Origin of the sequence: Clostridium tarantellae, assembly GCF_009295725.1 — a bacterium.
GTDB lineage: Bacteria > Bacillota > Clostridia > Clostridiales > Clostridiaceae > Sarcina > Sarcina tarantellae.
In genome coordinates this window covers 1-12,715 of sequence record NZ_WHJC01000081.1, presented here as the reverse complement: position 1 = coordinate 12,715, position 12,715 = coordinate 1, and the positions used below count along the sequence as shown (strand labels likewise).

General features: G+C 25.5%; 8 protein-coding genes. 5 read left to right on the top strand and 3 right to left on the bottom strand.

Features of this window, described 5'->3' with window-relative positions:
* Positions 1-155: 155 nt before the first annotated feature.
* The 4 genes from GBZ86_RS07370 to GBZ86_RS07355 all read left to right on the top strand — a co-directional run bounded on the left by GBZ86_RS07370 (position 156) and on the right by GBZ86_RS07355 (position 7,625).
* Entirely contained in the window at positions 156-4,970 is a 4,815-nt protein-coding gene (locus GBZ86_RS07370; protein WP_170272180.1) for a putative mucin/carbohydrate-binding domain-containing protein, read from the top strand.
* A gap of 158 nt (positions 4,971-5,128) precedes the next feature.
* Entirely contained in the window at positions 5,129-5,827 is a 699-nt protein-coding gene (locus GBZ86_RS07365) for a response regulator transcription factor (protein WP_152889225.1), read from the top strand.
* Positions 5,828-5,911: 84 nt separating this feature from the next.
* The gene (locus GBZ86_RS07360) at positions 5,912-6,832 is read left to right on the top strand and encodes an ATP-binding cassette domain-containing protein (protein WP_152889223.1); all 921 of its coding nucleotides are present in this window, start codon (positions 5,912-5,914) and stop codon (positions 6,830-6,832) included.
* Positions 6,825-7,625 carry an ABC transporter permease subunit gene (locus GBZ86_RS07355; RefSeq protein ID WP_152889221.1) on the top strand — a complete coding sequence of 267 codons (801 nt, stop codon included), beginning with the start codon at positions 6,825-6,827 and terminating at the stop codon, positions 7,623-7,625. The genes GBZ86_RS07360 and GBZ86_RS07355 overlap by 8 nt, the downstream gene beginning before the upstream one ends.
* 129 nt (positions 7,626-7,754) lie before the next feature.
* Here the strand turns inward: GBZ86_RS07355 and GBZ86_RS07350 are convergent, their stop codons facing one another.
* The gene (locus GBZ86_RS07350) at positions 7,755-9,308 is read right to left on the bottom strand and encodes a MutS-related protein (protein WP_152889229.1); all 1,554 of its coding nucleotides are present in this window, start codon (positions 9,306-9,308) and stop codon (positions 7,755-7,757) included.
* Positions 9,309-9,621: 313 nt separating this feature from the next.
* Between GBZ86_RS07350 and GBZ86_RS07345 the strand changes: the two genes are divergently transcribed.
* Positions 9,622-10,290, top strand: coding sequence for a hypothetical protein (locus GBZ86_RS07345; RefSeq protein WP_152889220.1), 669 nt, complete (start codon positions 9,622-9,624; stop codon positions 10,288-10,290).
* A 205-nt stretch (positions 10,291-10,495) separates the two neighbouring features.
* Here the strand turns inward: GBZ86_RS07345 and GBZ86_RS07340 are convergent, their stop codons facing one another.
* Positions 10,496-11,836 carry a DUF4179 domain-containing protein gene (locus GBZ86_RS07340; protein WP_152889218.1) on the bottom strand — a complete coding sequence of 447 codons (1,341 nt, stop codon included), beginning with the start codon at positions 11,834-11,836 and terminating at the stop codon, positions 10,496-10,498.
* A gap of 11 nt (positions 11,837-11,847) precedes the next feature.
* Entirely contained in the window at positions 11,848-12,411 is a 564-nt protein-coding gene (locus GBZ86_RS07335) for an RNA polymerase sigma factor (RefSeq protein ID WP_152889216.1), read from the bottom strand.
* Positions 12,412-12,715 lie beyond the last annotated feature (304 nt).

The window sequence follows — 12,715 nt, the reverse complement described above, 5'->3', positions numbered from 1 at the left end:
GAGTAAATTATTTATAGTTTACTCTTTTTTTAGTTTTTATATTTTAAATGGTATTTAATATAATAAAAATTAACATTGATGCTTTGAGTAGAATAGTATATTTTGTTAAAATTTTTAATTATCAATTGATTTTATTTTTTAGAGGAGGAGATAAATTGTATTGTAATTGTTCTAATAAAGAAAATTATGAAGTAATAGCTTTATGTGATATAAAAAAATTTGCAGATAAAAATGGACCTTTTAATAATAAAGCTTGGGTTCAAATATCTGTATCAGACCTTTTAATGTTAGATTGTAATAAGCTTGCTATTGAAAAAATTGAGAAGATTTATATTAATGTATCTATAGCTAATACAAAAATAATAGAAACTCCTGTAAGTAGTAATCCTAATTCAGAGGGAATGACTTTAACAGGAAAAAAACTTTTAATTGACGGATTTATTTGTTCAAAAATTGTTTATACCTCCTTAACTAAGGAGCAATCAGTTTATACTTCTAAGTTTACCGTTCCTTTTTGCACTTATATTGTTATTGAGCCAAATGCAGATGTTTTTAATGATAAATATTGCATAAAAACTTGTATTGAAGATGTATTTTTATCTCTTGCTGACTGTAAAACTATTTTTCAAAATGTAACACTATTTTTAGTAGCTGAAAAGGTAAGTATTACCTGTCCCAGTGTTCAACCTGCAAAGGAAGATTGTACAATTATTAATGTAATTCCACCAGTTCCTCCTGATCCAGAACCCGATTCTTGTGAAGAACCTCAAATACCAGAAGGAGAAACAGCCTCTATTATAAATGTTGTGAGAGTTAAGGATAGTAACGTACGTAACACTATAAGTGAAATATATTTTCATACTAATACAAAACAAATAAAAGTTACTTCTAATAGTAATTTAAGTACTTCAGATAATACTTATCCTAATAATGCCTACTTTTTATTTAAATTAAGAGATTGTAATAATAATATAAAAAAGAAAGCTCTCATAAAAAGTAAGGAAGATGCTAGTAATTTCAAAATGGCATTAGAAAATACTGATTTTAAATATGGTGATTTTATTGAAGTGGAACTTCTTTTAGGAAGAACTGCTGAAATTGCAGATTTTCCATCGTCTCCACAAATAGAAATTTTAGGAAGAACTGCTGAAATAGGTGATCTTATTAAAAATTTTTATAAAATTAATTATAATGGGCTTACAGCATATACCCCTAATCCTCCAATTACTTTTCCAATACTTCCAAATGTTATAAATATAAACTCAGTGAATAATAGTAATAACCCTATTATTTCTATGGTTTTTAATAAGGAAGACAAAATGATAATTACTACCTTTAGAAATGAAAGTGCTGATAGAAGTAATGATTATACCTATGCAAGCTTTAAATTATCTAAACCAAATGGAACAGTTGTTGCAGAAGTTGATTTTAATTCTCGGCAAAGTCCAGCGGGATATATAGATTCCTTAATAAAACTTCTATTTGAATATAATGATATTATTGAATTAACCTATTCACCACAAGCTATGACAAATGTTAATATAACTCATTTTCCTAGTGCAAATCAAAATCATACTCCTACTACTAACACAGAAAAATATAAAATAACTCCTACAGGGTTAGTTCTTATTAATACACCTACAATTATAGATACTTTGCCGAATACTATAACATTAAATGCTGCTGATAATACTCCTGTATTAAATATTCAATTTGATACTACTAATGATAAAGTTAAGGTTAATTCTACTGGAAAAACAACTGATTCAACTGGTGGAACAGATTATTTTAGTTTTACTTTATATGAATCTGATGGAAAAACAGAAAAAATAACTGATACAATAGGAGGTAATATGAACGGTATGGATTTTTCAAATAAAGTTTCAAATACAAGTTTTCAAAATGGAGATATAGTTGTTTTAGCCTATGAAGCCAGTGATAAGGTAATAATAACTAATTATCCTGATTCAAATACTCCAACATATACTCCAAAAGGAAATGAAGAAAGTTTTCAAATTACTCAAACTGGATTAGTTAAATATACACCTGTAACACCACCTATACCAGATTTATTAAAATCTCAAGAAATAAACTTTGACAATGTAGCTACAATAACTTTTGACGTTGATGCTAAACAATTAAAGGTAACTTCTACTGGTAACATAGAGGCACCAAGATTTAATAATGCAAAATATTTTTTATTTAAATTAAGAGATTCTTCCAATAATATAAAAAAATATTCTTCCATAAAGGCATATGAAAATGCTAATAGTTTTGCAAGTGAGTTAAATAATAGTCCTTTTGTTTTTAGAGATATTATAGAATTAACTTGTTTTACTAATACAAAAATAGAAATTAAAAATTTTCCTACCACAGGACAAAATACATTTATTGATGGAAAATCTTTTAATTCAGAAGTAGTTCAAGGCTTTTTTAGAATAACTGCTAATGGATTACAAGACTATACTCCTTCCGTAGCTCCAGCAACAGCTACTTTACCAAACACTATAAAAATTAATACAATTACTAATGATGATTTTTTAGCTATAAATTTTAACACTTTAGATAAAGTATTTCAAACTTTTTCTTTTGCAAGGGCAGCTGATACTTCTAATGAGTATAATTATGTTATAGCTAAATTATATGATACAAATAATAATTTAATTATAACCAGTACAATACCATCAAATAATAGTACAGCATCTGTAGAGACAGGACTTAGTTCTAGAATATTTGATTATAATTATATTTTAGATTTAACCTATGCTTATAAAGCTAGACCTAATATTTTAGTAACTAACTTAAATGGTACAGACTATGTTCCAGAGCATTTTAATGAACGTTATAAAATAACTACCACTGGGTTAGAACTTATACCTATGTTTCTTCCAAATCTTATAACTATAAAAGGTGTTAATGATAATTCTGTTGCATTTATAGAATTTAATGCATTAGAGAATACTCTCAAAGGTACTGCCACTAGTAATATGGCTGATTCCTCTAATGATTATGATTATGTTATAGTTAAACTTCATGCTTTAATTGACCCTACATTAACTAATCCACTTATAACAGCTACTTTGAAATCAAATGCAGTTTCTACAACTTTTGCAAATACTATTAATAGAGGTTATTTTAAAGAAGGTTTTATTTTGCAAATAGTTTGTAATGATAAAGCTTTAAATAAAGTTACTATAAGTAATTTTGGAAGTTTAGGACAACTTTATACAATTACTAAAAGTATAGAATACTTTAAAATAACTAATAACGGATTAGTTTTATTTACTCCTACATCCATGTTAAAGAATAATGTAATCTCAACTAGAGATGGTAGATTTGTAAATTCTTTGAAGGATATACTTACTATATCATTTGATTCAGATTCTTTTAAAATAAAAGCAAGTACTACTGGTGAAGCAATAGGAAGACTTAATATAAATTGGTCTGAACGAATTGCTTTTTCATATAAATTTAAAGATAGCAATGGTGTTGTAATAAAAGAAGATTCTGTATATGCATATGATAGTGGTACTCTAAATCGAGATGGAAATGCTACTAGTTTAGTAAATGGTTTAAATGGAACCCATTTTGCTTATGGCCAATCTTTAGAACTTTACTCGCCAGCTAATGATTATAACACTATTAAGAAAGTTCGGCTTCATATATCAAATTTTCCATTTAACTCTAATGAATATTGGAAAGTTAATGATACAGAAACAGTTACTATAACTCCTTTAGGATTAGTTTTATCTAGTTCTCCACTTGCTAATATACAATTTTTAGAAAATGTAATACAGGTAAAAGACAAATCAAGTGGAGACTTTATAACTCAAATTTACTTTGATATATCCTCTAATAAACTTATAGCAACTTCTAGTACTACAAAAGTAAATTTTAATTCAAGTGCGCCATCTCATGATTATTTTGTTTTTATTTTAAAAGATAGTTCAGGTAATGAAAAAAGTGTTGCTAGACTTAAAGAAAATGAATATGTTAATAATTTTTTAAATGCTTTAAACACTGTTTCTTTTAATATTGGAGATAGAATAGAATTGTATTGTATTAACTATTCTAGTAAAGTATCTATATCTAATTTGCCTAAATTTGGAGAGGAATATAAGTTGTTAAAAAATGGTGAAGAATTTATAATAACTAAATTAGGTTTAATAACATTAATAAAGATTTTAAAAAATAAAATAACTTTCTTAGGGTTAGGTAATGATTTAATAGCAACAGTTAATTTTGATACTAATTTAAAAGAATTAATTGTAAACTCTACTGGTACTCAAGCACATTCTTTCTTTGGAAATAGAGAATACTTTGCAGTGGTTTTAAAAGATGACTCTGGTACTACAATAAAAGAAGCTTCAGTAAAAGGTAATGAAAATGCTAATGCTTTTGCAACTACTTTAAATGATACTTCTTTCCAATATGGATATACTATAACTGTTCGTTTTGCAGAGAAAGGCAGGTTTTTAGTTTCAAATTATCCTAATGATGGTGATACCTATAAATCATCTGATGGAAATCCAAAAACTTTTATTATAAATAATTTAGGATTGGTATTAAAAAAAAATACACTTAAAAATACTATAAATTTTAATGGATTTGGGGATAGACCTATTGCTGCAATTAATTTTGATGAATTTTCTAATACTTTAATTGTAACATCTACTGGTAATGTAGCGCATAGTAATTTTGGAGATAGAAAATACTTTACAGTAGTTTTAAAAGATAATTCTAGTACCACTATAAAAGAAGCTTCAGTAAAAGGAAATGGAAATGCTAATGATTTTGCAGCTACTTTAAATAATACCTCTTTCCAAAATGGATATACTATAACAATTAGTTTTATAGAGAAAGATAGATTTTTAGTTTCAAATTATCCTAATGATGGTGATACCTATGAATCACCTGATGATAATCCTAAAACTTTTACTATAACTTTAAATGGTTTAGTTTTACAATAATAAAGTAAAACTTAAAAGCTCAATAGGTTAATAAGTGGATTTTTTAATAATCCACTTATTTTTCCTTTTTATATTCTATATTTAAACAAAATTGTTTCATATTAACTTATTATTGGATATAATTATTATTAATCTTATAAAGAAAAAAGGGAGATTTTATGAAGAATAATATTAATATTTTAATTATAGAAGATGATAATGATATAAATAATTTATTATATGAAATGCTTAATAATGAAGGGTACTATGTTAAATCAGCTTATTCTGGTACAGAGGCTTTAATTTATTTAAAGGAAAAATCATGGCAACTTATTTTGTTAGATTTAATGTTACCTGGTAAAAGTGGGGAGGAACTTTTACTTAACATAAGAGAAAAGTGTAAAATGCCTGTTATTATTATTTCTGCCAAGGAAGAATTAGGCATAAAGGCTAAAACCCTTAGAGCTGGTGCAGATGATTTTATAACCAAGCCCTTTGATATAGATGAGGTTTTAGCTAGAGTGGAAGCTAATTTAAGAAGATATATGGAATTTTCTAAGGGGACAGATTATAGTAATATAATGTCATATAAAGAACTTACTATTGATGAAGATAGTAGAATTGTAAGAGTAAATGAGACTGAAATAAATTTAACTGGTAGAGAATTTCATATTTTAGAGCTTTTTTTGAAATATCCAACTAAAGTGTTTTCAAAGGCAAATTTATTTAAAAGTGTTTGGGGAGAAAATTTTCTTTGTGATGATAATACTATAACTGTTCATATAAGTAATTTAAGAAATAAGATTATTAAAGCTGGTGCAAAGGAAGAGTATATAAAAACCATATGGGGTATAGGTTATAAATTAGATGTATCTTAAGACTTTCTTAAGAATTTCTTTGTGGTTATTTAGTATTTAAATTTTATAATTAAATTAATTCATAAAGAAAGGAGCTAAAAGCTTATGGAATATGTTTTAAGAACTAATAACTTAACGAAAAAATATAAAAATCATATTGTTTTAAATAAGGTTAGTATAAATATTAAAAAAGGGGATATTTATGGTTTTATAGGTAAAAATGGTGCAGGTAAAACCACTTTAATGAGATTAATTACTGGATTAGCTAGTATATCTTCAGGAAGTATTGAAATTTTTGGACATGATAATTTAAATAAATTAGAAAAAGAAAGAAAAAGAATAGGTATTTTAATTGAATGTCCAGCTATTTCTCCTAATATGACAGCTTATGAAAATATGGAATTAGTAAGGCTTCAAAAGGGTATACCTGGTAACATGTGTATAGAAGAAAAGCTTTCTTTAGTTGGATTAAAGAATGATAAAAAGAAAAAGATTAAAAATTTTTCTTTAGGAATGAAACAGAAATTAGGGCTAGCTATGGCACTTCTTGGGGACCCTGAATTTTTAATTTTAGATGAGCCTACTAATGGATTAGATCCTATGGGAATAGTTGAAATGAGAGAACTTTTAAAGAAATTAAATAAGGAAAAAGGCATTACTATTTTAATTTCTAGCCATATTTTAAGTGAAGTTTACCAGTTAGCTAATTGTTATGGTTTTCTTAATAAAGGACAACTTATAGAGGAAATAACTCAAAAACAGCTAGATGAAAGATGTAAAAAAGTTATTGAATTAAAGGTTAATAATGTTGAAAAAGCTACTTGGGTGTTAGAAAATAAATTAAAAACTATAAATTTCAAGGTGTTACCAAATAATATTATAAAACTTTATGATTATATAGATAATCCAGGGAAGGTTTCTAAATCTCTTAATAATGAGGATATAATAGTGAATCAAATCATTGTAAAGGGAGATGAACTAGAGGATTATTTTGTGAATTTAATGGGAGGTAATTTTAATGGTTAATTTATTAAAATCTCATTTATTTATATTAAGAAAAAGTAGAACCTATAAAAATGCCTTTATAATATTAACCTGTATTATTATTTTTACTACAATAGTAAGTTTTTCTGAAGAAAATGGCTCTATAATGCTTAGTGCTGTTATGAAAAATAATAGGCTTTATGGTTTTCATATAGGAAATTTATTAGAATTTCAAGGGTATTTAAATATTTTTAGAGCTGCCTTAGGATTAAGTCTTTTTATAGCAATAATAATTTTCTTTTTAGTGGGGGATTTAGTTATTAGTCCCTATAATAATGGTATGTTAAAAAATACTATATGCTATGGTCATAACAGATATAAAATATATTTATCTAATGTGATATCTTTATTAATAGGAACTATCCTCCTTGCACTATTTACTTTAATAACTTCTATGGTGGTTTTAAGTTTATTCTTTAATTATGGAAACCCTATAAGTAAGGAAGAAGTTATTACTATGATAAAAATAATTCCTATATGGTTACTAATATTATGTGCTATATGCTCTTTTTACGCATTAATAGCTACAATTATTAAAAGTAAAGCTACAGTAGCAACGGGAGGAGCATTATTTATAACACTAGTTTCCTTTCTTTTATTTAATGCACTTTCAGATGTGACAAGAAGTAGAATTCCAATTTATATGTTAGGAGATTTATGTGGATATGTACGTTATGATTCCTCATTGTTAATTTTTGGAGTAAATTCATTGATGATAATAGTAGTAAGTACAATAATTGGAGCTATGATTTTTAAAATTCAAGAAGTAAAATAAAATTATGTGGATTTTAATATTTTTTAAAAGGGTAGGTAAGAGTTACTTTATAGTGTTTTAATTATTTGGTAACTCTTACCTTATATTATAAGTTAAATTATAGCTCAAAATTTAGTGTAGAAATATTCTTTAAATAAATCCTTCAATATTGTTGGCTCTCTTATAAGATTTTTCAATGATTTCCTTTGGGTAGCCAATATAGTCTAGAAGTTTAATTGCATTTCTAGTTTTAGAAATACCCTGTTTAATTTTATAATCAAAACTTAAACCTTCTTTTTCGTCTACCTTTTCACTAAAATAATAAAATTCATAACCTTCTTTTAATATATCAACTAGTTCTCTATCATGAGTTGTTACAATAGAAATACTATTTCCTCTATTTATATGAGTTAAAATTTCTGCTGAAGCTGCTATTCTTTCTATGGGATTAGTACCTCTAAATATTTCATCTATAGGACAAAATACTGGTATGTCTTTATTTAAGGCTTTTATTATTCTTAATAAGGATTCAGCTTCAGCCATATAATAGCTTTTTCCGTTAGTTACATCATCGTTTGGACTAATGGAAGACACTATATTAAAAAATGAAGCTTCATATTTTTTTGCCAGTACAAAATAAACAGTTTGGGCTAAAATCATATTTATGCCTATCATTCTTAAGAATGTGGATTTACCAGACATATTTGTACCAGTTAAAATCATACCTTTCTTTTTCATATTAACAGAATTAGCTACACCATTTTTTAAAAGAGGATGATTTCCCTGTTCTATATTGAGGCATAATTCATTTTTAAAAACAGGAGTTGAATATTGTGATTTTAAACTATATTTATAGCTGGAAATAGCTATAAGTGCATCAATTTCTCCTAAGGCACTGTATAAATCAATAAGATCCCTTTTATGTTTCTTTAATAAAGGTGCTATTTTATAATAGCTAGTTACCTCTAAAAGAAAAATAATTGAAAGAGGTTGAAAAATACCACCCCATAGGTTTATAAATTTTATAATAAATGTAGAATTATCTATTACTTTTAATTTTTTATTAAGTTTTTTTAATTTATTTGTGTAAACACTTAAATTTTCATCATTTAGCCTAGTTATTTTTTTAGATATAGTAAGCATTTCACTTAAGTAAGATAGTCCATGAGAATGTACTTTATACTTTTCTTTCTCACAAATATATGCCATGTTTATAATGGATAAAACAAGTAAAACTATTCCTATGGTAGTTTCTTTAAAAATAAGTAGTAATATAAATAATATGAAAGGAAGTACCTTACCTAAAAGGGTATATAAATAATACTTAAACTTACTTTCTAAAATTTCATTATCTATCATTTCTAAAAAAGTATTTTTTCTATCTCTTCCTAACTTAAAAAACAAATATTGAAGTTTAGTTCTAGTTTTTTCATTTTTTTGAAAAAAGTTAATAAGTTTATCTCTTTCTTTAAGGGATTTCTCTGATATTAAAGGATTTCTAAGGAGTTTATATAAAGAGCCTTCTCCCACACTACTATAGGTTCTATCTAGTTTTTTATATACCTTGTCCATATCAAAGTCATTAAAGCTTTCATTATCTAAGGTATAATGATTTTTTTCACTTATATCAAAAAGTTTTCTTGTATATTTTTCCTCACATTCCTTAAAAAGCTCCTCACCATATTCTTCTTTTATAATTCTCATAGTTCTTAATTTAGGAAATATCCATTCCTTTAAGTTTCTAAAAAATAGATTTATATTCACAGTTTAAATTATCCCTCCAGTATTATATTCTAAATTTTTACATTTGAATAACTATTTATAGAATATAATATCATAAAAAAAAGATATTGGAAGTGAATAAGTAAAATTAAGAGAATAATTTATATTAAATTATAATTTTAAAATCTATAATACAAACAAATACTATATTTTACATATCTTTGAATTAAAATAATAAGTGTGTATAATAAAGGATAATAAAATTTAATATTATGTATATAAAGGAGCTGAGTTTATGACTAAAAAAAAATTGTCTCAACCTACTAAAAAAAAATACTTAGCTTTGAGTAGCATATTAGTAATATTAGCTCTAGGAGGTACTGTACTTTTGCTAGAAAATTCATTACCTGAAAATTTTAATGATTTTAAAGTTGAAAAATCCCCCATATTATCTACGGAAAAACTATTAGATAATTTGGATAAAGATCATGTAAATAATAACGATAACGAGGAAAATATTACTGAAACTTCAGAAGAAAATTCTTCAGAAGATTTAAATAAAAAAAATAATAAAGACTCTCAAAGCTTACCTAACTCTAATAAATTTAATAAAAATACCAAAAAGAACAATTCCCAAGAACAAAATAAAAATAATGAACCAGTAAAAAATGATAATAAAGCTTCATCTACAGTTTCAGAAGATAAACCTACGGTTACTCCAAATATTTCAGAAAAACCTAAAGAAAAACCAGATAAAATTGAACCTAAAAAAGAGCCTGAAAAAGAAACTTCTAAACCAAAAGAAAATAAAGAAGAAAATATTCCTAATAAAGATAATGTAACAGAAAAAGTAACAGAAAAAGAATCTCCAAGTAAAAAAGAACCTAAAGAAAATAATAAAAAAACTGAAGAACATAAACAAACAAACTCTTCACCCCAAAAAACAGAACATGATAAATATTAACATTTATTCAGCTTTATTCCATATAATTTATTTTAAAGCACTCTATTTATAGTCTGAATATAGATAACATTTCATTAAAATTGCATTTTAAAATAAAAAAAATCTATATTATTTCTATAAAGAAGCCATAGACACACAAATTTTCTTACAGACCCATTATATAGAAAAAACATGCTAATTTTAATAATTAGCATGTTTTATATTTTTAATGTAAATTTACTATATTTCCTGCTATATCTATTGACCTAACTTTTGAAATATCTATTGGTAATTTCGGTATATACTTACATTCTTTACTTTTATTAATATTATCCCTATGTGCTACATCATATTGAATAATTTCTGTAGTTCCATCATTCATATTAAGCTTTATATATTCTTCATTAAAATCTTTTCCTATTAATGTTACTCCTAATGGTGATAATTCAATATTTTTTACTGCTCCTTTTTCTAGCTCTAAATTACATTTTATATTTTTCTTTTCTGTAACAGGCTGAAGTTTAAAATTAGCTTTCCAATTACCTTCTGTGTAATTTTTACTTGATACAAAAAATCCATCTAAATTTACTTCATCCATATTTATATTACTTATGTCTAGTATATACTCAATGTACTCTCCACCGTAAGTTGTATTTCCATTATTATCTACTCCAAAATGTATATTTGATACATCTGTCTTTATTTCTTCCCCTAATTTATTAGTAAAATAAAAACTTCCATGTTCATCTTTAGAATTTGGATTCCATTTAGTTTGAATGTGAAGTCCATCATTAAGTATTCCAATATTAGATATAGTTACAAAGTCTACATTAGGAATTTTAATGTTTGTTTCATTTGGTTTTAAAATTTTTGCACTTTCTTCTTTAAGATACTTAGATGCCAACTCCCCTGCACATCCTGGAATATTATTCATATCCAATAAGACTGTTTCTATATTATTATCTCCTATGATATTTTTTAGAGTATGATTATCTATAGTAGTATTTGTTTTTACTTTTCCACTTAATAGTTTATTAAAAGAAAACTCTATTTCTTTATTACTTAATTTCTTTCCTCCATTAAGTTGAATACGAATAGTTGCAGTTTTACTTTCTTCATCATAATTAACCACATTAGCCCCAAATGCACTACCCTGTGAAAATTTATATGAGTCAAAAAAATCTACAGTTTCATCAACTCTATTTCCTAACAAATCTTGTAAAGTTACATATATAACTGCCATGTCATTATCATTCATAGCTGCTACAACTTCCATCTTAATTCCATTATCCTCTGACACAGTTTGAATAGGCTTAAGATTAGATAGTTCAAAATTACTATTTATTGTAGATAATAACTTTTGAAAGCTTGAAGATGCTGCCATTACTGGTACACATAAAATCACACTTAAGCTTGCAGCACATACTCCAATTATAGCTTTTCTAAAATAAGTTGGTTGTTTTTTAGAAACCAGTTTATTTTTAACATTTAATTTTATATTAGATTGTGGGGTATTAATTGTATTAAGAGCATCTCTTATAATTTTTTCATCATTATCCTTTAACATATTTTCCTCCATTAATATTCATTTTGATTTTTTCTTAGAGCTTTTGCTAATTTCTTTTTAGCTCTTTCATATCGCTTCCGTAATGTAGCCGCAGAAGCATCATATATTATCTCTAATTCTGAATACTCTTTTTCATCTAAAATTCTGCTAAACACAAGTGCACGATCTTTGGGAGTAAGCTGTAATAAAGCCTCTCTTAACTCCTCATTTATATAAGTATCATCATAAATTGGTTCATGCTTTTTCTCATATTTATTAGAGAAAATTTGAAATCTTCTTTTTCTAGTTATATCAATACATGTTGTATAGGCAATTCTATATAACCATGCACTTAGAGAAGTTCCTGTTTTAAAGCTTTGTCGCTTGTTATAAGCCTTAACAAATGTCATTTGTACAGCATCTTCTGCTTCGTAATAATCACATAATATATTGTGACAATATTTTAAAAGGGCTTGCCCATATAATTCTATTGCTAAATTTAGTTCATGTTCTCCTCCTTTTGAAAAGGAATTATTTAATCTATCTTCTTCATTAGTATAATAATCTAAAGTTTCATAAGTATTATAAATATGCAACTACATTATCTCCCTTCAAATATTAAAAAGTACTTTTCACTTCTATAACGGATAAGTATTTTAATATGTGACATAAACTAAAAAAAATTTATTAATTATTAAAAATTTTTTTTATATTATCTAAATGAATATTTATTTAAAATAGAATAATAAAAAAAGATTATGTTTCTTGAATTATTTGCATTCTTACAAAATTATTATATCACCTAATATTTTCTTGCATAAAAAAATGCTTTTATAATAATTTAATTATAAAAACATTTTTTATTATTTATTAAAATTTTAATAAAAGGCTCTATTAGAC